This is a genomic window from Ramlibacter sp. WS9 (assembly GCF_003797765.1).
Taxonomy (GTDB): domain Bacteria; phylum Pseudomonadota; class Gammaproteobacteria; order Burkholderiales; family Burkholderiaceae_C; genus Ramlibacter.
In genome coordinates this window covers 39,651-60,311 of sequence record NZ_RKMB01000007.1, presented here as the reverse complement: position 1 = coordinate 60,311, position 20,661 = coordinate 39,651, and the positions used below count along the sequence as shown (strand labels likewise).

Annotated in this window: 15 protein-coding genes; 8 read left to right on the top strand and 7 right to left on the bottom strand. The window is 62.5% G+C overall.

Annotated features, from left to right (window positions below):
• Position 1 precedes the first annotated feature (1 nt).
• The 4 genes from EEB15_RS12950 to EEB15_RS12935 all read left to right on the top strand — a co-directional run bounded on the left by EEB15_RS12950 (position 2) and on the right by EEB15_RS12935 (position 6,374).
• Positions 2-2,560, top strand: a complete 2,559-nt coding sequence (locus EEB15_RS12950) for an S-layer family protein (RefSeq protein WP_141510281.1) — start codon at positions 2-4, stop codon at positions 2,558-2,560.
• A 7-nt stretch (positions 2,561-2,567) separates the two neighbouring features.
• Positions 2,568-3,275 carry a carboxypeptidase-like regulatory domain-containing protein gene (locus tag EEB15_RS12945; RefSeq protein WP_141510280.1) on the top strand — a complete coding sequence of 236 codons (708 nt, stop codon included), beginning with the start codon at positions 2,568-2,570 and terminating at the stop codon, positions 3,273-3,275.
• Positions 3,272-5,551: a hypothetical protein gene (locus EEB15_RS12940; protein WP_141510279.1), complete on the top strand. Its 2,280-nt coding sequence runs from the start codon at positions 3,272-3,274 to the stop codon at positions 5,549-5,551. Before EEB15_RS12945 ends, EEB15_RS12940 begins: the two co-directional genes overlap by 4 nt.
• A gap of 160 nt (positions 5,552-5,711) precedes the next feature.
• Entirely contained in the window at positions 5,712-6,374 is a 663-nt protein-coding gene (locus EEB15_RS12935) for a carboxypeptidase-like regulatory domain-containing protein (protein WP_158290093.1), read from the top strand.
• A 1,070-nt stretch (positions 6,375-7,444) separates the two neighbouring features.
• Here the strand turns inward: EEB15_RS12935 and lspA are convergent.
• The 3 genes from lspA to EEB15_RS12920 form a co-directional block, all read right to left on the bottom strand.
• Positions 7,445-7,936 (bottom strand): signal peptidase II, encoded by a 492-nt coding sequence (gene lspA / locus EEB15_RS12930; RefSeq protein ID WP_141510277.1) that lies wholly within the window; start codon positions 7,934-7,936, stop codon positions 7,445-7,447.
• On the bottom strand, positions 7,936-10,824 hold the full coding sequence (ileS, locus tag EEB15_RS12925) for an isoleucine--tRNA ligase (protein ID WP_141510276.1): 2,889 nt from the start codon (positions 10,822-10,824) through the stop codon (positions 7,936-7,938). Before ileS ends, lspA begins: the two co-directional genes overlap by 1 nt.
• Positions 10,825-10,941: 117 nt before the next feature.
• A complete protein-coding gene (locus EEB15_RS12920) occupies positions 10,942-11,964 on the bottom strand; it encodes a bifunctional riboflavin kinase/FAD synthetase (RefSeq protein WP_141510275.1) in 1,023 nt (340 codons plus the stop codon).
• A gap of 171 nt (positions 11,965-12,135) precedes the next feature.
• On the opposite strand from EEB15_RS12920, the gene EEB15_RS12915 reads away from it, so the two are divergent.
• Complete coding sequence (locus tag EEB15_RS12915) at positions 12,136-12,693, top strand: HNH endonuclease (RefSeq protein ID WP_141510274.1); 558 nt, start codon at positions 12,136-12,138, stop codon at positions 12,691-12,693.
• 55 nt (positions 12,694-12,748) lie between these two features.
• Here the strand turns inward: EEB15_RS12915 and EEB15_RS12910 are convergent, their stop codons facing one another.
• The 4 genes from EEB15_RS12910 to EEB15_RS12895 all read right to left on the bottom strand — a co-directional run bounded on the left by EEB15_RS12910 (position 12,749) and on the right by EEB15_RS12895 (position 17,309).
• The gene (locus EEB15_RS12910) at positions 12,749-14,122 is read right to left on the bottom strand and encodes an alpha/beta fold hydrolase (protein ID WP_141510273.1); all 1,374 of its coding nucleotides are present in this window, start codon (positions 14,120-14,122) and stop codon (positions 12,749-12,751) included.
• Positions 14,123-14,203: 81 nt separating this feature from the next.
• Positions 14,204-15,319 carry an acyl-CoA dehydrogenase family protein gene (locus EEB15_RS12905; RefSeq protein WP_141510272.1) on the bottom strand — a complete coding sequence of 372 codons (1,116 nt, stop codon included), beginning with the start codon at positions 15,317-15,319 and terminating at the stop codon, positions 14,204-14,206.
• 92 nt (positions 15,320-15,411) lie between these two features.
• Positions 15,412-16,605 (bottom strand): acyl-CoA dehydrogenase family protein, encoded by a 1,194-nt coding sequence (locus EEB15_RS12900; RefSeq protein WP_141510271.1) that lies wholly within the window; start codon positions 16,603-16,605, stop codon positions 15,412-15,414.
• Between the two features lie 41 nt (positions 16,606-16,646).
• A complete protein-coding gene (locus tag EEB15_RS12895) occupies positions 16,647-17,309 on the bottom strand; it encodes a YceH family protein (protein WP_141510270.1) in 663 nt (220 codons plus the stop codon).
• Between the two features lie 60 nt (positions 17,310-17,369).
• Between EEB15_RS12895 and purN the strand changes: the two genes are divergently transcribed.
• From purN to EEB15_RS12880, 3 genes are all read left to right on the top strand, one after another.
• Positions 17,370-17,957, top strand: coding sequence for a phosphoribosylglycinamide formyltransferase (purN, locus tag EEB15_RS12890; RefSeq protein WP_141510269.1), 588 nt, complete (start codon positions 17,370-17,372; stop codon positions 17,955-17,957).
• A gap of 41 nt (positions 17,958-17,998) precedes the next feature.
• Positions 17,999-19,270, top strand: a complete 1,272-nt coding sequence (locus EEB15_RS12885) for an RsmB/NOP family class I SAM-dependent RNA methyltransferase (RefSeq protein ID WP_141510268.1) — start codon at positions 17,999-18,001, stop codon at positions 19,268-19,270.
• Between the two features lie 131 nt (positions 19,271-19,401).
• Positions 19,402-20,616, top strand: coding sequence for a fatty acid desaturase (locus tag EEB15_RS12880; protein WP_141510267.1), 1,215 nt, complete (start codon positions 19,402-19,404; stop codon positions 20,614-20,616).
• Positions 20,617-20,661 lie beyond the last annotated feature (45 nt).

Sequence of the window (20,661 nt, the reverse complement as noted above, 5' to 3'; positions counted from 1 at the left end):
GATGTCGAAATATTCTCAGTTCGCCGCCGGCATTGTGCTGGCCGTTGCGGCCTCGTTTGCCTGGGCTGCCAAGCCGGTCGCTAATGCACCGCCCACCGTCACCTTGACGTCACCTGCCAACGGCGCGACGTTTGCCGCTCCGGCCACTGTCAACCTCACAGCGGACGCGAACGACACGAACGGCACGATCACCAAGGTCGACTTCTACCGTGGCACGACGCTGATCGGCACCAGCACCGCCCGGCCCTACGGCGTTGTGTGGGCCAACGTCGCGGCCGGCAGCTACAGCCTGACGGCCAAGGCCACGGACAACGGCGGGGCAGTCACGACTTCCACCGCGGTGGCCATCACCGTCGCCGCGCCGAACAACAACGTCGTGATCTCGACGCCCGCGAACGGCGCTACCGTCTATGCCACCAGCGTCACAGTCAGCGGAACGTTTGTCGGCGCCACAAGCACAAGCGCGGTATGGGTGGACAACGGCGCCAGCTCCCGCCTGGCCGCGCTCAACGGCAACGCGTACACCGCCACCGTGCCCCTCTATGTGGGTACCAACACACTGACAGTCACCGTCGCGCGCACGGACAAGACTTCAGACAAAAAGAGCATCACCGTCATGGGCAGCCTGCCTGTGCAGGTTGTCTTCAAGACGCCGCTTGCGACGGTTTTCAGCGCTCCGGCCAACATCGCGCTTGAAGTCGACGCGATCAGCCCCACGGCAACCATCGCAAGCGTCAACTTCTACAAGAACGGGGCGTTGCTGGGCAGTGCGACGTCGCCACCCTACCAGTACAACTGGGCCAACGTCCCTCGGGGCAACTACACCGTGAGCGCCACGGCGACCGATAGCAGCGGACAGGCCGGCAGCGCCGCGCTGCCCATCACGGTCAACGCACCCAACGTACCGCCGACAATCAGCCTGACGCTGCCCGCGAACAACGCGGTCTTCAGCGCCCCGGCCACCATCAACCTGGCCGCGGCTGCAAGCGATTCAGACGGCACGATCGGGCAGGTCGAGTTCTTCCGAAACGGCCAGCTACTGAGCACCACCAACGTGGTTCCCTATGCCCACCAGCTGACCAATGTGTCGACGGGTACCTACACCTTTACTGCCCGCGCAACGGACAACGAAGGCGCCGTCGCCATGTCGGCGCCTGTCGCGGTGGCAGTCACGCCGCCAAACAGCATACCCACGGTCACACTCACCAGCCCGCAGGCCGGTACGACGACCTTCGCGCCCGCGTCGATCGTGTTGAATGCCAGCCCCGCCGACAGCGACGGCAGCATCGCGCAGGTCGAATTCTTCCAAGGCCTCAGCTTCATCGGCAGTGTCACCAGCGCCCCTTACAGCCTGGCCTGGCCGAACGTGCCGGCCAACAATTACAGCTTCACCGCCAAGGCCACAGACAATCTGGGCGCGACCGGCACATCGGCACCGGTAGCCGTGACGGTCACGGCCCCGCCTCCCAACAGCCCGCCCACCGTGGGCCTGACCAGTCCCGCGCCCGGTGCCAGCGCCTGGGCACCGGCCGCCTTCACCCTGAGCGCCAACGCCGCCGACAGCGACGGCAGCATCGCCAGCGTGGCGTTCTACGCCGGCACGACGCTGATCGGCGCCACCACCACGGCGCCATATACCCTCGCCTGGACCAGCGTGCCCGCCGGCACCTACACCCTCACGGCAAAGGCCATCGACAACCTGGGTGCTGCCACGACGTCGGCGCCGGTCAACATCACCGTGCAGGGGCTGCAACTGGCCTTCACCACGCCGGCCGACGGCGCGGCGCTTGCCGGCGACAGTGTTCTGGTCAAAGGCGCCGTCCAGGGCACGCCGAACAGCGGCGTCACCGTCAACGGCCAGGCAGCGGTGATCGACGCCGACAACAACTTCTACGCCACCGTGCCGCTGGTGGCGGGTGCCAACGCGATCACGGCGACCCTGACGACCCAGAGCGGCCAGACAACCACCCAGACCATCAACGTCACCAGCGACGGCGTTGCCTCGGCTATCGGCGTCAGCGTCGATCAGGTGGAAGGTGTTCAATCACTCACGGCGACCTTCACGGTCAGCGGAGAGGGCGGGCACCTGACGCTCGTCGGCACCAGCGGCGGGCCCACAAACGTTACGTTCAACCAGAACCTCAGCGTCCTCATCAACTACCCGGCGCCAGGGACCTATACGACCAACATCACTGTCAGCGACGGCAGCGGCAATACAAGTGTCAAGACCTTCGTGATCGTGGTGCACGATGCAGCCCAACTCGACAGCAAGCTCAAGGCGGTGTGGAACGGGATGAACAACGCCTTGATTGCGGGTGACAAGGCCGCTGCTTTGAGCTACATGAACGACCAAGCCAAGGAAAAGTATGAACCAATCTTCGACATTCTCATGCCAAGGATGTCGGAGATCGTGGGTTCCTATTCCGCAGTCCAAAAAATGGCCGTTCAAAATGATGTCGGCGAGTATGTGGTCAATCGAACGATAGATGGCGTCGACAACGTTTTCTTGATCTACCTGATCAAGGGTGGCGACGGCGTCTGGCGCATCGATTCAATGTGAGCAACAAATGAACAAGCAATCGAGATACATAGGGAAAGCCATCGTCATTGCAGCCTTGCTGCTGTCGCTTCAATCCTGTTTTGCCGACTATTCGGCAGAAGCGATCGAAGGCTGGCTCGTCGATGAAGACACGGGCAAGCCGATCGAGGGTGCCAACGTCACGGCAAATTGGACTGTTGAGGAGGGAAATCTGGCGGGAACGAACACGGGTGGGCAAATCCAGATACTGGAAACTGTCACTGACAAGAATGGTCGCTTCTTCTTTCCGGCCTGGGGGCCGAAACCACTGCCTCCAAAGAAAAATGGTTGGTGGGTGGACCAGTACATCGGCTATGAAGATCCCCGGATGGTGTTCTTCAAGAGCGGCTACAAACTGGTTTCAGCGAGCAACTACGCTGTCAGCGAACGCAATACAGCTCGAACTCGCCGATCGGAGTGGAATGGTAAGACGATCAAGATGAAGAATCTTGCGGATCAGAAAAAGGAATATGAAGAAAGCTTGTCGGCCGCAAGATCAGCCCTCCGTTTTGCATTCGATGCAAGTGGGTGTGATTGGCAGCACATCCCACGCATGTTGGCCGCGGTCATCAAAGAAATGGAAAAGCTAAGGCAGCCTGGAAAATACAACCCGTTGCTTACTGTTGATGTGGGCAGCATTCCGGAGACCAGCCAATGTGCGCGGCCACAGGATTACCTTAGGGAGTACTTGAAGTGAAAAAAGCAAAAATCCTTTCCATTACTCTTCTGGGGTTTCTAGTTCATGTTGAAAGTGTCCACGCATACAAAGAGCCAACTCATGAAAAGATTTCCGAAAACGCATTCAATGCCTCAACCGTCAGCATTGACACTTCAATTTTGGACAATCTCGGGTTGAAGCCCCTGGCGGCTGGACAAAGGTTTCCTGGTTCGGACAGAGCGCCCAGGAAATTGATTGAACTCATCATGTATGGGGCGAATTTCGAAGACAGTGGAAGCCGATCCCTCAATCACTTCTTTAACCCTATTACCGGAGAACGCATTCCGGCGAGCCCCTTCATCAATTACACCTCGCCGGACTGGGCTCTTGAGGACAAGGGCGACATTTCTTCAACGCTAGGGATCGGTCCTACTCAGGACTATTCCTATAAGGACGCGCGGCAGTATCTGTTTGATGCACTTACTAAATCCAGTACCGGAATTGATCCGGACAGCGTGAAGATAGCTCGACAGCTAAGAGAGCAGAAATTCGGTCTGGTGTTTCAGAGCCTGGGGCAAGTGATTCACCACGTCCAGGACATGGCTCAACCACAGCATGTGCGCAATGACGCACACTGTGACAACCCATGGTGTCACACCATTAGGAAATTCAATGAAAGCCTGTATGAAGTGAAGACGAACGAGGCAAATCTCACGCTGCCGTATTCAGGTTATGCGCCGGTCTATCCAAATACCGACGCATCTGCGTTCAACAAGCCTCGCGATTTCTGGGTGGAAAATAGATTTCGAGGCCTTGCGGAATTCACGAATCTGAATTTCGTGTCTGCAGGGACAAATTTCGACACCAATTTGTTCTACTCGCCTCAGCGCGATCCCGCAAAAGTAACGCAAATGAACATTGCAGCTCTTTGCGCGAATCGTATTCCGGCATGCCCCAATCCGAATCTGTCTGGCATCATCACGTTTTACGGCAATGACGTGAGAGACAACAACACCGGACAGACAACGCGAAATCCATATGCCAGCAGTCTTTCAATATTTAGCGCGGACCTCACGAAAGCCGGTTGGAGTGAGTCGTACACGCTCAATCGATTCAATTTCGAGTTGGCACAAGGATTTCTGATTCCCCGCGCGGTGGGCTACTCCGCCGGGCTGCTCAACTTTTTTTTCCGCGGCAAGATGGAAATCTCGCTGCCTGATGAGGGTGTTTATGGCGTTGTGGATCACACCGTCGAAAAGACGATAGACACCAGCGGATTTCGCAAGATCAGGCTGAAGGTCAAGAACATCACGCCACGCGGCACCGGAATCGAGCCCATGACGGCCCCCGGCAAGCTCCGAGCAGTCGCCAAATTCCATCGCAACACTTGCTATCAGTCCGATTTGTCGGGCGAGTACGGAGCACCTGGCAGAGACTGGACAACATGCCGTAGAAAGGTTGAGCCCAGCGGGCCAGTGGATCTCGACGACTCCGTGCAAGAAATCATCGTGTCTGATGAGGTTGATGTCCCTGCAAGCGTAAACACGGCCTCGCCCGAGTCGCTGACATTCGTCTTCCCGACACCTATTCCAATCAACGCAACGGATCTGTTCCTGCAAGTGGTCTATCGTGGCCCGTTGGGCGACGAGACGGATGCGGTCGCCGTGGCCACCAAGGACATCTCGGAGCCCACGTATCAGTATTTCTACGATGTGCACGACCAGTACATGTACCCGCACTACCCTCAAGTCTCAAGCAGTAGCCAGCCCTACACTTGGACGCAGTGGTGCGACCAGGCCATTGCCGGTGGCTCCGTGAGTTCGCCGGCCGAGTGCAACGCGCGCCTGTGGCCAGCCAAGCGGGCCTTCAAGTTCAGCCCGACAAGCGCGGCAATTCCTGGCTGGGATCCGGCCAACCCGACCATTCCGCCGGGAGAGTGGACCGACTTCTCCCAGCAGCCCGTGCTGAAACCGGTATTCACTTTGTTCGGGCCGACAGGCAGTTATTCCCGCGTTGCCTATCTCACGGACCCCGTGCCCACCAACGCAGCTATCTTGGTGGAAGACTGGAACGGCCCTTCGTCCCACATCTTCTACTGGTTGGGCGGTACCTTCCGGGCCGCCAAAAACCAGGTCGATCGTGCGACAGGTACGCTGACGCCGAGCCACACCTGGGCGCTCGCGCGAGGCCTGTACGTTTCGCCGTCGGAAGCGCAGTTCATCGGCGCGCCTACCAACGTGGGGCCGCTCACGCCGAAAGCTTCGGACGTCGATTTCCCGTGCGCGTCCTGCACCGGTGGGCCCGGGGGTCTCTGAACGTGAGCAGCAGTCCGCAAGGCGCTATGACGAGCTTTGCGCTAGAGCCTTTCGTGTTGAATGCCAACGCGGCTGACAGTGACGACGGCGTCGCCTGCGTGGCGTTCTACAGTGGCAGAACGCTCATAGGTATGCCATGAGAAATTCTTACAAGTGCCACTTGCTTCTCCTGCTTGCCCTCATGCTGCCACTGCAAGCCTGCGGTCTAGCTTACTCCGCCAAACCGATCGAAGGGTGGGTGGTCGATGCGGCAACCAAGCAGCCACTTGAGGGCGTGAACGTCGTCGCGCATTGGGTTGTGAACTTCGGAATGGAAGGCGGTCAGGGTACTGACCTGATGTTGATGGAGACGGTCACCGATAGGAACGGCCGCTACGCGTTTCCTGGTTGGGGGCCAACGCAGTTGCCTGTGGGCCGGCCCTGGGAGGCGCGGATGAAGAGCCAGTCACCGGAACTCATCTTCTACAAGAAGGACTATTGGTGGAATGCGGTATCCAATGAAACCAAGGGCCCACAGCCCGGCCCCGGTCCGCTCGTGCGAACGTCGGACTGGAACGGCAAGACCTTCGAATTGAAGAAGTTCGAGGACACCCTGGATCGGTATGGCTCCGTTGTCAGCGGCGTGCTTACCAGCGTGAGTTGGGGCAGCAATTGCCGCTGGAAGCAGATTCCTCGCATGCTGGTCGCTTTGGACAGGGAGTCAGCGCGCCTGTGGCAGCAAAAGATTTTCAATGACCTGCCAACGATACAGCGGGTTGAGAACGCATCGGTCAGAGAGGCTTGCGGCTCCGTGAAAGACTTTTTCGCTGAATATCTCAAATGAAAAGAACGTCAATCCTCCTGTTCGCAGAAACCAAGCAGGGCCGGCAAGCACGAATGCTTATCAATCGACACGGATCCACACCTGCAGGAAGCGGCTTCGCCGCAAGGGTGGCGGTCCGCTCTCTTTTTTGTGTAGGAGCGCACTCATGAATGCGGATATCAAGCGAATTGTTCTATTGCCTACGCTCTTCTTGGTAGCAAGTGCCGTCTGCTCTCAGCCTGCTGCGGCTCCTGATGTGGGAACGTACCTTTGCCTCGCGGTCGATGAGCCTGATCCAACTGTAGAGGTTTGCAAGCGGGTCTATCCCGCTTGGGAACCTCAATTGAACGAAGCGCGACGCAAATGGGAAGGGCGAAACGCAGCCGACCTCAAACTCCTTAAGTCGGCGTGCCAAGTGCACTTGAAGCGCGTATACGGCGGTGATGAAGCGCGCATTCGATCGGCCAAGCAAGCGGCTCGTGGCTCTCAAACGGCAATGATGCAAGACGTTCTGTCAGGCCCAAATCCAGAGGGGCGAGTCAATTGCCACGCATACATTGAAGACTTTTCGAAGGGCACATCGAGGGTGGATGGATTGAGCGAGCAAATCAACGCGGTCCGCGAAAGTACCTCGCGCGCAGGCGCGCGTTAAGCCGCGCGGAAGCCCTGGGCTACCGATGTCGAGACAAAAGACGTCCACTGCTGTCGCCCCGCGGTGCGCCGATCGTCCCCGCGTTCGTCGTCGCGCTTACACAATCATCATGGGGCCGCGAAGGCATTGCAACCCTGGGCTTTTGGCTGGCCGCCGGATATTGCATCGTCGGGCTTTATGTACTGGTGCTTGGTGTACCTGCGTACCTGGTTGCCCGCCGCTTCGGCGCGGTTAACTTCTGGACGGCTCTGGGAACAGGATTGCTAATCGCTGCGGTACTGTCTTTTGCCAGTCTGCATGGAGAGGTTTCCTGGGAGTCGGCGTCCTATCGCCTTCCTGGCAACGCGCTCATAGGTGTCATCTCGGCTTTGACTTTCTGGGTAATCTGGCGGATGGGAGGTAGACGGGAGCTCCGACGCTGAGTCGCGAGCCTGAGCTGTCAGCGCGAGCGCCTCACCCTCAACAGCTCGTCCAGGATCAAGCACGCCGCGCCGACGGTGATCGCGCTGTCGGCAACGTTGAACGCGGGGAAGTACCAGCCGCCCGCATGCACCTGGATGAAGTCGACCACGTAGCCGTGCACCAGCCGGTCCACCACGTTGCCGATGGCGCCGCCCAGGATGCAGGCGAGGGCGAAAGAGAACAGCTTCTGGCCGGCATGCGAGCGCAGCATCCAGATGATGAAGACGGCGGCTGCGACGCCGATCGCGGTGAAGAACCAGCGCTGCCACCCCGATGCGCCCGCCAGGAACGAGAACGCCGCGCCGGTGTTGTGGGCCCGCACGATGTTGAAGAAGCTGGTCACGGGGGTGCTGTCGCCGAGCTGGTAGTAGCCCAGGATCAGCACCTTGGTGAACTGGTCGGCGATGAAGATGGCCAGCGACAGGGCCAGCCACGGCAGCCAGCTGCCGGCGGGAGCGCCGCGGGCCATCAGGCGAACTTCCGGTCTTCGCCGGCGCCGAACAGGTTGCTCGTGCAGCGGCCGCAGATGGTCGGGTGCGCCGCGTCGATCCCGACGTCGTCGCGCCAATGCCAGCAGCGGTCGCATTTGACCGCCTCGGACGCGGTGACTTTCACTGCCATCGCATCGCCTGCGGCCAAGCCGATGGCGGAGGTGATGAAGACGAACTTCAAGTCGTCGCCCAAACTCGCCAGAGCCGCCCACAGGTCGCCGTGCGTGCTCATTGGCACCGTGAGTTCGACGTTGGCCTGGAGCGAGGAACCCACCTTGCCGCCTTCGCGCAGGGACTCGATTTCCTTGTTGACCATCTCGCGCGCCGCGCGGATGCGCGTCCACTTGTCGAGCAGCGCTGCATCTGGCGCGCCGATCTCGGCATAGGTCTCGAAGAAGATCGACTCCGAGGTGCCGAACAGCTTCCAGGCTTCCTCGGCCGTGAAGCTGAGGAACGGCGCCATCCAGCGCAGCATGGCATGCGTGATGTTCCACAGCGCCGTCTGCGCGCTGCGGCGGGCCAGCGATTTCGGGGCCGTCGTGTAGAGGCGGTCCTTCAAGATGTCGAGGTAGAACGCGCCCAAGTCTTCGGAGCAATACACCTGGAGCTTCGCAACCACCGGATGGAACTCGTACACCTCGTAGTGCGCTAGCACCTCGGCCTGGAACTGAGCCGCGCGCGAGAGCGCGTAGCGGTCGATCTCCAGCATCTCGGCGAGCGGCACGGCGTCCTTCGCCGGGTCGAAGTCACTGACGTTGGCGAGCAGGAAGCGCAGCGTGTTGCGGATGCGGCGGTAGGCATCGACCACGCGGGCGAGAATCTTGTCGTCGCCGGCGATGTCACCGGAATAGTCCGACGCAGCAACCCACAGGCGAATGATCTCGGCGCCCAGCTTCTTGCTGGTCTCTTGCGGATCGACACCGTTGCCCTGCGACTTGCTCATCTTGCGGCCCTGGCTGTCCACGGTGAAGCCATGGGTCAGCAGCCCGCGATAGGGCGCGCGGTCGTACATCGCGCATGACGTGAGCAGCGAAGAATGGAACCAGCCGCGGTGCTGGTCGTGCCCTTCGAGGTACAGGTCGGCCTCGGGGCCGTTCTCGTGGGCCGCGCCGGCGTGCGAATACTTCAGCACCGTGGTGTGCGTGGTGCCGGAGTCGAACCACACTTCCAGGATGTCGGTGCTTTTGGTGTAGGCCTGAGCGTCCTCGGCGCCGAGGATGGATTCGGCCGTGGCCTTGCTCCAGGCCTCGATGCCGCCTTGCTCGACCATGTCGGCGGCGATGTCGAGGATCTCCATGGTGCGCGGATGCAGTTCGCCCGAGTCCTTGTGCAGGAAGAAGGGCAGGGGCACGCCCCAGCTGCGCTGGCGGCTGATGCACCAGTCGGGCCGGCCGGCGATCATGTCGCGCAGGCGGGTCTTGCCGTTCTCGGGGAAGAAGCTGGTCTCCTCGATGGCTTCCAGCGCCATGCGGCGCAGGCTCTTGGGCGCCTTGTCCTTGGTGAAGACGCCTTCGCCTTCGTCCATGCGGATGAACCACTGCGCCGCAGCGCGGTAGATCACTGGCGTCTTGTGGCGCCAGCAGTGCGGGTAGCTGTGCGAGATGTTCTCTGTGGCGAACAGGCGGCCAGCGTTCTTCAGCGCCTCGATGATCTGGGGCACGGCCTTCCAGATGTTGAGGCCGCCGAACAGCGGGAAGTCGGGCGCATAGGCACCGTTGCCCTGCACCGGATTGAGGATGTCGTCATAGGCCACGCCATGCGCGACGCAGGAGTTGAAGTCGTCCACGCCGTAGGCGGGCGACGAGTGGACGATGCCGGTGCCGTCTTCGGCGGTGGCGTAGTCGGCCAGGTACACGGGCGACAGGCGGCAGTAGCCGTATGTCCCGTCGTCATTCTTGACGTCGTACAGCGGATGCTGGAAGTTCAGGCCGGCCAGGGCCTCGCCTTCCACGGTGGCCAGCACCTTGCCTTGCAGGCCGAAGCGCTCCATGCACTTCTCCACCAGCGATTCGGCCAGCACCAGCAGGCCGCGCTCGGTGTCGACCAGCGCATAGATGATCTGCGGGTTGAGATTCAGCGCCTGGTTCGCGGGGATGGTCCAGGCCGTCGTGGTCCAGATGACGACGAATACATCACTCCCTCCCCCTCCGGGGGAGGGTTGGGGTGGGGGCACGCCGAAGGCCGCGAAGACCTCCTCCGGCTTGTCTGCCTTGAAGCCCACATCCAGCGTCTGCGACTTCTTGTCGGCGTACTCGATCTCGAACTCAGCCAAAGAAGAGCCGCAGTCGAAACACCAATACACGGGCTTCAGGCCCCGGTAGACGAAGCCGCGCTCGACCACGCGCTTGAACGCGCGGATTTCCGCCGCTTCGTTCTTGAAGTCCATCGTGCGGTACGGGTTGTCCCACTCGCCCAGCACGCCCAGCCGCTTGAAGTCGGCCATCTGGATGCCGATCTGCTCGGTGGCGAAGGCGCGGCTCTTGGCCTGCATCTCGTCGCGGGGCAGGTTGCGGCCGTGCTTCTTCTCGATCGCGTTCTCGATCGGCAGTCCGTGGCAATCCCAGCCGGGGATGTACGCGGCGTCCAGGCCCTTGAGCTGGCGCGCCTTGACGATCATGTCCTTCAGGATCTTGTTGACGGCGTGGCCCATGTGGATCTGGCCGTTGGCGTAGGGCGGGCCGTCGTGCAGCACGAACTTCTCGTGGCCGCAGCGCGCGGCGCGCAGCTTCTTGTACAGCCCCTGGTCTTCCCACTCCTTCACCCAGCCCGGTTCGCGCTTGGGCAGGTCGCCGCGCATGGGGAAGGGGGTGTCGGGCAGGTTGAGCGTGGCGCGGTAGTCGGTTTTGTCGGCGGTCTTGTCTGTCATGGAAATGCCTTGCGAGTTGTCATTCCGGGCTTGACCCGGAATCCAGGATGTTGGGAGTTCGGCGATGGATTGCGGCGATTCGGAGGATCCCTCCGGGGTCGGCCCGCAATGACAGACTCAAATTCGGTCGCGCGTCGTCTGGCGGCGGGTGGACGCAAAGAACGCGCGCGCGTCGTCGCAGTCCTTGCGGATGCCCTGGGTCAGGGCGTCCAGACTGTCGTACTTCAGCTCGTCGTGCAGTTTGTGCAGCAGTTCCACCCGGATGATTTTACCGTAGGCCCCCTCGGCGCCCAGGCTTTGCGGCCATTCCAGGCAATGGGTCTCCAGCAGCACCCGGCCGCCGTTGACGTCCTGCGGGTCCAACGAGGGGCGAATGCCCAAATTGGCCACGCCAGGCAGAAGGCCGTCGCCCAGGCCGTCGACCTGCACGGCGAAGATGCCGCTGGCCGCCGGTTTCCAGTGGGAGAACCGCAGGTTGACAGTCCGCATTCCCATGGGATGCTCGGCGTCGCGCCCCAGTTCGCGGCCGAGCTTGCGCCCATGCACCACGTGGCCGCTGACGCTGTACGGACGCCCCAGCAAGGCGGCGACGCCGTCCATGTCGCCACGGCTCAGTGCCTCGCGCACAGCCGAACTGGAAACGCGCAGGCCATGGACCTCGTAGCTGTTCATGCGCGCGACGTCAAAGCCCTTGGCCTGGCCGGCTGCGTCGAGCATCGTGTAGTCACCGGCGCGCTTGGCGCCGAAGCGGAAGTCGTCGCCAACCAGGACGTATTTCGCGCCCAGCCCCTTGACGAGGACGTTGTCGATGAAGGCCTCGGGAACTTGGGACGACAGCCGGGCATCGAACGGAAGCACCACGCATTGGTCGACGCCGCAGTTGGCCAGTTCGGTGAGCTTGTCGCGCAGGGTGGCGATGCGTGCCGGCGCAAGCTCAGGCTTGCGGGCGACCGCCGCGAAAAAGTCGCGCGGATGCGGCTCGAAAGTGAGCACGCAGCTGGGCACGCCGCGATGCCGCGCCTCGTTGTTCAGCAGCGCGAGCATGGCCTGGTGGCCACGGTGCACGCCGTCGAAGTTGCCGATCGTGAGCGCGCAGGCGGGGGCGATCCCGGGATGGTGGAAGCCTCTGAAGATCTGCATCGCGCTGGGTTGGTATCTTTTTGATAGCAGCTCGTGACCATGCGGCAAGCGCCGCGGGGCATTCTCCCCAGGGCAGAAGGTCACGAAAACAGGGTATATTGTGCTGTAGAGCGCCGCGGGGCGCTGGCGCTTACTTCTACGTGGTTTCCTCGGTTTTCTAGGAGGCGTGTTTTGAAGGTCTTGAAGCTGTCTGCCCAAGGGCTGCCCCAGTCGTGGATTTCGCTGGAGCAGGCCGTGCTGCACTACGCCGCTGACGAAGTGCGCTGGGAAGTGGGCGCGCAGGTGGCGCTGTTTCGCGGCGGCCACAACGCCATGACGGGCCACCAGTCGCAGATCGCCGTCAGCAGCATCATCGGCACCAAGGGCGTGCCGAACATCAATCCTTTCGACCTCAAGCCCGGCCTCACCAACAGCAAGCTGTTCGCGCGAGACCGCAATGTGTGCGCCTATTGCGGCGACGAATTCGACGAAGAAGAGCTGACGCGCGAACACATCATCCCTTTCGCGCAGAGCGGGCGCGACCACTGGATGAACGTCGTCACCGCCTGCCGCTGCTGCAACCACCGCAAGAGCAACCGCACGCCCGAGCAGGCGCGCATGCCGCTCTTGTACGCGCCTTACGTGCCCAGCCTGTGGGAAGACTTCATCCTGCGCAACCGCCGCATCCTGGCGGACCAGATGGAGTTTCTGATGGCGCACCTGCCCAAGACGTCGCGGCTGCACGCCTGAGGCGTGTCGTTGCGGCGGATCCGGAGATCCCTCCGGGCTCGGTCCGCAATGACATTCAATAGGTTAGTTCGAGAACGGAAATGTGGCTCTCAGCCAGCGGCCAGCTGCGGCCGGTCACGCGTTCACCGTTGAATTCGGCCGTGACGGCACGCGGCAAACCGGTGGGCTTGATGCGGGACGAAGCGACTCCCGCACCCAGCACCGCGCCGGGCGGAGGCGTTTGCCCGTCGAACGCCATCTTGTCGCGCCCCGGGTCGAGGTAGCCGCGCGGCCGTGCCATGATGACGAGCGCGGGCGCGTTCTTGTCGGCTTCCGGCACGCGCTCCGGCCGCATGTTGACGACGTTGCTCGACCGAGGGAACGGGCTGCGGTAGATGTGCGTCGTCGCGTAACCCGGCGCGGCGATGACGAATTCGTAGCGCGCATCCGGCTTTGCGTTGAACGGGCCCCACATGCCGTCCGCGCCGATCGTCTTCTCGTACACGGCGAGGCCCCGGCGTTCGCCGTTGATGCCGTCGATCTCGAACACCTGGAACTTCGCGCCCGGCAGGGGCAGGTTGTTGGGCGAATTCCCGGACGCGGGGTCGGTGGAAGAAACGCCCAAGCCGCTGACTTCCCCGGCCAGCACCACCCGCTGTTCCGGAACGATGTCGGTGGAAGTGGGCGCATTGCCCGTGATGAAGCGGTACATCGCCGTGAAGGCCGCGGGCGACGTGCTGGTTTCCCGGTGGTCGATCCGCGGGATGACGATGTTGGTCGCGCCCTTCAACTCAGGTGCGCTGAAGGTGATGTTGGTCGGCGTGCCGCGCGCACCGATCCAGAGGCCGTCAGGCTGGGCGAACTTGTCGTTGTTGTCGGAGCGGATGGTCATCCACTTCACTGGCCCGGCTACTTCGTCGCCCGCCGCGTTCTTCGGTGCGTTGAGCGCGGTGAGGTAGGGGCCGGTGCCGGAGAATTCATTGCCTTCGGTGCGTCCCTGGATGGCCTGCACGCCATGATTGGGCGTGCCGCCCAGCACCGCATGGCTCACCGTCGTGTCGCCGCCACCATGCTGGATGTAATGGCGGATCGCGTAGCCGCCGCGCGAAAGTCCGACCAGGGCAACCTGCCGTGCGCCGGTTGCCTTCAGCACTTTGTCGACCTCGGACTTCAAATGCGCGGCGTTCTCGGCGGCCGAGCTGCGGCCCGGCTGCGCCTTGGTGTCATCGTCGCGGGCCAGCGGGTAAGGAACGTCGATCGCATGCAGCCGGTCGCGCGGCCAGCCATTGGATTCGAAGCGCCAGATGACGGACTGCCAGATGGAAGCACCGTCACCATTGCCGTGAACGAAGACGATGGGTGGATGCTGGGTCGCCTGCGCCGAAACGCTCGCGGCGTAGCCGGCCAGAACGACAGGCGCAAGTCCAAGAAACAGACGGCGAAACATCATGAGATCTCCTCTTTGTTCTTCCCCACACACGATGAAAGAAGCCCGGCAAGCCGGGCTTCTTTCATCTGATCAGACCACAACTCAAGCAAACACCCCGGCGGTGTCCTGCATTCTTTCCGAGACTTCGCCCAACTGGTGCAGGGTATCCCCGAAGCTGAGTTCCAGCTGCGTGAGTTTCTTGAAGTAGTGGCTGCCGATGTATTCGTCCGTCACGCCGATGCCGCCATGCAACTGCACGGAGTTCTGGCCGATGAAGCGCATCGCCACACCCAGCTGGTACTTGGCGCGCGCCAGTGCACGGCGGCGCTCGTCGGCCGGGGCGTTCAGCTTGAGCGACGCGTAGTAGCTCATGGAGCGGGCCAGCTCCAGCTGCATCTTCATGTCGGCAATGCGGTGCCGCAGCGCCTGGAAGGTGGAGATGACCACGCCGAACTGCTTGCGCGTGTTCATGTATTCGACGGTGACATCCATCGTCTTGTCCAGGACGCCCACGGCTTCGGCGCAAGCCGAGGCGATGCCGATGTCCACGGCGTGCTCCAGGGCCGTGAGCCCGTCCAGCGTGACCAACACGGCCGGAGTCGATTTGAACGTGACTTCAGCGGCACGGCCGCCTTCCTGCGTGCCATAGCCCTGGGTCGTGACGCCGCTGGCGCCACGCCCGACGAGGAACAGCGCGATCTTGCCGTTGGCCTTCGCGGGCACCAGGAAGGCGTCGGCCTGGTCGCCGGCCGGCACGATGCTCTTGGCGCCAGTGACCGTCCAGCCATTGCCCGCTTCTGCGGCTTGCGTGTCGCAGACGTCGAGGCGGTAACGCGCCTTGCGTTCCTGCTGCGCCAGCACGATCAGCGCTTCGCCGCTCGCGATCTTCGGCAGCCAATCGGCCTTCACCGCGTCCGGCGCATAGCCGTTGATCACGCCGCCCGCGATGAGTGTCTGGCCCAAGGGCTCGAGCACGATCCCGCGGCCCAGTTCTTCCATCACCACCATGCCTTCGACCGGGCCCATGCCCATGCCGCCGTGCTCTTCGGGGATGTAGAGGCCCGTGAGCCCCAGTTCGGCCAGCTGGCCATACGCCGCGCGGTCGAAGCCGCCCGCATTCACGATGCCGCGGCGGCGCTCGAAGTCATAGCCCTTGTCGACCCATTTGCGGACCGCGTCGCGCAGCTGTTGCTGGTCGTCGGAAAAATCAAAGTCCATTTTTTTCTCCTGCATTCATCTGACTGGAACCCCCTCTTGGAGGGGGCCCGGGGGAGCGAAACATACGGCGCTTCGCGCAACGGTACTGGGCTTCAGCCCAGTACCGTTTGCGCCACGATGTTGCGTTGCACTTCATTGCTGCCGCCGTAGATCGTGGTCTTGCGCATGTTGAAGTAGGTCGACGCGAGCGGTGCGTTGGCGATGCCGCCGGGAAAATCGCCTTGCCAGCCGGCGTCCATCGCCTCGTGGATGTAGGGCATGGCATAGGGGCCGGCGGCCAGCATCATCAGCTCGCTGTAGCGCTGCTGGATTTCGCTGCCCTTGATTTTCAGCAGGCCGGCGATGTCCAACGAGTTCTTGCCGGATTTTTCGGCGGAGAGCACGCGCAGAACGAGCATCTCCAGCGCGACGACATCCACTTCGAGGCGCGCGATCTCGTCGCGGAAGCGCCGGTCGTCGTAGAGGCCTTCGGTCTTCGCGATGCGCTTCAGGCGCTCGAGCTCGCGCTTGGCGCGGTTGACGTCGGCGATGTTGGTGCGCTCGTGCGAGAGCAGGTGCTTGGCGTACGTCCAGCCCTTGTTCTCTTCGCCGATCAGGTTCTCTGCCGGCACTTCGACGTTGTCGAAGAAGACTTCGTTGACTTCGAAGTCGCCGTCCAGCAGCTTGATGGGGCGCACAGTGACGCCGGGTGACTTCATGTCGAGCACCAGGAAGCTGATGCCGGTTTGGGGCTTACCCTCGGTGGAGGTGCGCACCAGGTTGAACATCCACTCGCCGTACTGGCCGAGCGTCGTCCAGGTTTTCTGGCCGTTGACGATGTAGACGTCGCCCTTGCCGGGTATTGTTTTTCTTTCCGCACGCGTCTTGAGCGAAGCAAGGTCGGAGCCGGAGCCCGGCTCGCTGTAACCCTGGCTCCACCACACTTCGCCGCTGGCGATGCCGGGCAGGAAGCGCTGCTGCTGCTCGGGGCTGCCGAAGGCCATGATCACCGGCGCCACCATCACCGGGCCGAACGGCACCACGCGGGGCGCGCCGGCCAGGGCGCATTCTTCTTCGAACAGATGCTTCTGGATCGCGCTCCAGCCCGGGCCGCCGAACTGCTTGGGCCAGCCGTAGCCGAGCCAGCCCTTCTTGCCCAGGATCTTGGCCCAGCGCTGCATGTCGTCGCGCGTCAGGCGCATCGCGCTGTGAACCTTGTCCGAGATGTCCTTCGGCAGGTTGTCGCGCACCCAGGCGCGCGCTTCCTCGCGAAACTTCTGTTCTTCAGGGGTAAAAGCTAAATCCATGACGTGTCTCCAAGAACTGCAACATTATTAGCACGGTCGTTCTATTCCGAGTGTCCGGGTTGTGACATGCCCAGTTGTTCGCACAAGTCCCGCACCGTCGCGCCCAGTTGCGCCACCTGCTTTTCCAGGGTTTCGATGCGCGCTTCCAGGTGACCCGAGACGGCTGTTGATGGCTCGGACTGATGTTCGCCCGGGTCCACGGGGCCGCAGAGCAAGTGCGCCCAGCGTTGCTCCCTCATGCCGGGCGCGCGGGCCAGCTTGACCACCAGCGGGCCGCCCTTTTCTTCAGCACGATCCTGCAGCTCTTCCAGAAACGCCTCGACCGACGAAATGTCCGCGAAGCGGTACCAGCGCTCGCTGTTGATGCGCAGCTCACCGGCAGTTTGCGGGCCCCGCAGTATCAAAAGGCCCAGCAGCACCGCCGACTGCTCGGGCACACCGACCCCGCGCTGGAAGTTGTGTTCCCAGCGCGCGACGCGGCTGCCGCTCGACTCGAACACCAGGCTCAACAGCTTCAGCGAATCGAGCGCCTCTTGCGCCTGGGCGTCGGTGACGTTCATCAGCGGGTCGCGGCTGGTCTTCTGGTTGCAGCCCGAAACCAGCGAATTGAGCGTCAGCGGATAGCTGTCCGGGACGGTGCGGGCTTTCTCCATCAAGGTGGCGAGGACGCGAGATTCGATCGGGCTGAGAGGGCGCAGAGGCATGGCTGGGATAATCAGTCAGTTAAGGACAGCGTTGAACGTCTGTCCCGCAAGGTTTAAAAAATGAAGAACATCGTCATTCTGATCTCCGGCGGCGGCTCCAACATGGCGGCCATCGTCCGATGCGCCCAGCGCGAAGGTTGGCGCAAGACCTATGGAGCCCAGGTGGCGGCCGTTATCAGCAACCGGCCGGATGCCGGCGGGCTGGCCCTGGCGCGCGATCACATGATCGCCACGGACGTGGTCGACCACAAGCGTTTCGAGTCGCGCGAGGCTTTCGACACCGAATTGGCCAATGTGATCGACAGGCGCCAGCCGACCCTCGTGGTGCTGGCGGGGTTCATGCGTATCCTGACGCCGGGTTTCGTGGGGCGCTACCAGGGCCGGCTCATCAATATCCATCCGTCGCTGCTGCCGGCTTTCCCGGGTTTGCACACGCACCAGCGCGCGATCGACGCCGGCTGCAAGTTTGCCGGCGCCACCGTGCACCAGGTAACGAGCGAACTCGATTACGGCCCCATCCTCGAACAGGCCGTCGTGCCGATCGTTCCCGGCGACACCGCCGGCGCGCTGGCTGCCCGCGTGCTGACACAGGAACACCTCATCTATCCGCGGGCCATTGCGGCGCTGCTGCCCTCTTTGAACGGTTGAGGACAGGCTCAAGGCCTGTCCCGCAAAGTAACAAGGTTTCCATGCATCCCAAAGCCCTGCTCGACGCCTGCGCTGAACTCGTCAAGCTCACACTCAAGTTCGACCACCCGGCCGACGCCGTGGTGTCCCGCTACTTCCGCGACAACCGTTCGCTGGGCCCGCGCGAGCGCGCCACGCTGGCCGAAACCGTCTACACCGTCCTGCGCAAGAAGCTGCTGTTCGATCATCTGTCGCCCTCGGGCAGTGGGCCCAAGGAGCGGCGCATGGCGATCCTCGGGTTCCACGGCCCGCGTGACTTCCTCAAGAGCGCGCTCACCGACCAGGAGAAAAACTGGCTGGACCAATGCGACTCGATCAAACCCGACGATTTGCTGGAGCGCCACCGCCACAACCTGCCGGAGTGGCTGGTGCAGCCGCTGAAAGACCAGTTGGGCGCCGAGTTCTGGCCGCTGGTCGACAGCATGAACCAGCCGGCCCCGCTGGACCTGCGTGTCAACACGCTGAACGACAAGCGCCCTGACGTGCAGAAGGAGTTGAAGCTCGCGGGGATCGACGCGCGACCGACGCCGTATTCGCCATGGGGCCTGCGCATCGACGGCAAGCCGGCGCTCAACAAGCTGGATGCCTTCGCGCGCGGCGCCGTCGAGGTGCAGGACGAGGGTTCGCAATTGCTGGCGCTGCTCCTAGACGCCAAGCGCGGCGAAATGGTCGTCGATTTCTGTGCAGGCGCAGGCGGCAAGACCCTGGCCATCGGCGCTGCGATGCGCAACACCGGCCGGCTCTACGCCTTCGACACCTCCGGGCACCGGCTGGATGCGCTCAAGCCGCGCCTGGCGCGCAGCAAGCTGTCCAACGTGCATCCCGCGGCGATCGCCCATGAGCGCGACGATCGCATCAAGCGGCTGGCCGGCAAGATCGACCGCGTCATCGTGGACGCCCCTTGCTCGGGCCTGGGTACGCTCAGGCGCAATCCCGACCTGAAGTGGCGCCAGTCGCTGCAGGGCGTGCAAGAGATGACGGCCAAGCAAACGGCGATCCTGCAGAGCGCAGCGCGCCTGCTCAAACCCGGCGGGCGGCTGGTCTACGCCACCTGCAGCCTTTTGCCGCAGGAAAACGAGGAGATCGCGAACGCTTTCACCGAGGCCAATAGGGAGTTCAGCCCACTTCCGGCCGCTGAAGTCCTGTCCAATCTGAAGGTCGAAGGCGCGGCCGGCCTGTGCACCGGCGGCGCGCAGGGTTCGGATTTCCTTCGGTTGTGGCCGCATCGGCACCGGACAGACGGTTTCTTCGCCGCCATATGGGTGAAAAATTGACGTGCGTCATGTGCAATCCGCCTCGGCTGTGGATAACCACAGCCCCTGATTGAACCTTCGACCGTAAAATGCTTCCAATCAAAACGCGGCGTCACAGGACGCCGTTTTTCTAGGAAAGAGACCTTCCGTTTATGTTGCTTCCCGACTGGGCTGTATTGAATTCGTCGATTGACTGGCTGGCCAATGGCCTGTGGAACCTGTCCTGGTGGCAGATCGTTCTGTACACCCTGGTGACGACGCACATCACGATCTGCGGCGTGACGATCTTCCTGCACCGCTCCCAATCGCACCGGGCGCTGGACCTGGGCCCCATCCCCTTCCACTTCTTCCGCTTCTGGATGTGGATCGGCACGGGCATGGTCACCAAGGAATTCGTGGCCATCCACCGCAAGCACCACGCCAAGGTCGAGACCGAAGAAGACCCGCACAGCCCGCAGACCCGCGGCCTGAAAAAGTTGCTGCTCGAAGGCGTCGAGCTGTACCGCGCTGAATCCAGGAATGCCGAAACGATGGTGAAGTACGGCACCGGCACGCCGGACGACTGGATCGAGCGCAACCTCTACAGCCGTTTCACCTGGCAAGGTGTGGGCCTGATGCTCATCCTGAACCTGGCCCTGTTCGGCGGCATCGGGCTCACCGTCTGGGCCGTGCAGATGGCCTGGATCCCGGTGATGGCCACGGGCGTCATCAACGGCATCGGCCACTACTGGGGCTACCGCAATTTCGAATCGCCGGACGCCAGCACCAACGTTTCGTTCTGGGGCATCGTCATCGGCGGCGAAGAGCTGCACAACAACCACCACACGTACCCCACCTCGGCCAAGTTCTCGGTCAAGAAGTATGAATTCGACATCGGCTGGTTCTACATCTCGCTGATGGAGAAGATCGGCTGGGCCAAGGTCAAGAAGACCGTGCCGAAGCTGCAACTGGGCGCCATCAAGCCGGTCGCCGACGAAAAGACGCTGGAAGCGCTGATCGCCAACCGCTACGAAGTCATGGCTGGCTATGCGCGTGAAATGCGCCGGGCTTGCAAGGACGAGATCGCGACGCTCAAGGAAAAGCAAGCCGACCTGTCGCCGCTCAAGGCCGCCAAGCGGTGGCTGCACCGGGACGACGACAAGGTGCCGGCGGCCGCCCGCCCGCAGCTGGCCCAGGCGCGCGCGGCGCACCCGGTGCTCGACAAGATGGTCACGATGCGCGAAGAGCTGCGCCAGATGTGGCTCAACACGTCGCAGTCGCGGGAACAGCTGGCCCTGGACCTGCAAGCCTGGTGCCGCCGCGCCGAAGAGAGCGGCATCGTCGCGCTGCAGCAGTTCTCGATGAAACTGCGCGCCGCACACGCGTAACGCCCTCCGGGCCGAGGACAAAACAAAGCCCCGCTTCGCGGGGCT

What these genes read in the sequence shown, in the direction of transcription:
- EEB15_RS12905 (WP_141510272.1), bottom strand. Translation starts at nt 15,319, where the DNA reads ATGGACTTTGATTTTTCCGACGACCAGCAACAGCTGCGCGACGCGGTC.
- EEB15_RS12945 (WP_141510280.1), top strand. Translation starts at nt 2,568, where the DNA reads ATGAACAAGCAATCGAGATACATAGGGAAAGCCATCGTCATTGCAGCC.
- lspA (WP_141510277.1), bottom strand. Translation starts at nt 7,936, where the DNA reads ATGGCCCGCGGCGCTCCCGCCGGCAGCTGGCTGCCGTGGCTGGCCCTG.
- EEB15_RS12880 (WP_141510267.1), top strand. Translation starts at nt 19,402, where the DNA reads ATGTTGCTTCCCGACTGGGCTGTATTGAATTCGTCGATTGACTGGCTG.
- EEB15_RS12910 (WP_141510273.1), bottom strand. Translation starts at nt 14,122, where the DNA reads ATGATGTTTCGCCGTCTGTTTCTTGGACTTGCGCCTGTCGTTCTGGCC.
- EEB15_RS12920 (WP_141510275.1), bottom strand. Translation starts at nt 11,964, where the DNA reads ATGCAGATCTTCAGAGGCTTCCACCATCCCGGGATCGCCCCCGCCTGC.
- EEB15_RS12895 (WP_141510270.1), bottom strand. Translation starts at nt 17,309, where the DNA reads ATGCCTCTGCGCCCTCTCAGCCCGATCGAATCTCGCGTCCTCGCCACC.
- EEB15_RS12885 (WP_141510268.1), top strand. Translation starts at nt 17,999, where the DNA reads ATGCATCCCAAAGCCCTGCTCGACGCCTGCGCTGAACTCGTCAAGCTC.
- EEB15_RS12900 (WP_141510271.1), bottom strand. Translation starts at nt 16,605, where the DNA reads ATGGATTTAGCTTTTACCCCTGAAGAACAGAAGTTTCGCGAGGAAGCG.
- EEB15_RS12950 (WP_141510281.1), top strand. Translation starts at nt 2, where the DNA reads ATGTCGAAATATTCTCAGTTCGCCGCCGGCATTGTGCTGGCCGTTGCG.
- purN (WP_141510269.1), top strand. Translation starts at nt 17,370, where the DNA reads ATGAAGAACATCGTCATTCTGATCTCCGGCGGCGGCTCCAACATGGCG.
- ileS (WP_141510276.1), bottom strand. Translation starts at nt 10,824, where the DNA reads ATGACAGACAAGACCGCCGACAAAACCGACTACCGCGCCACGCTCAAC.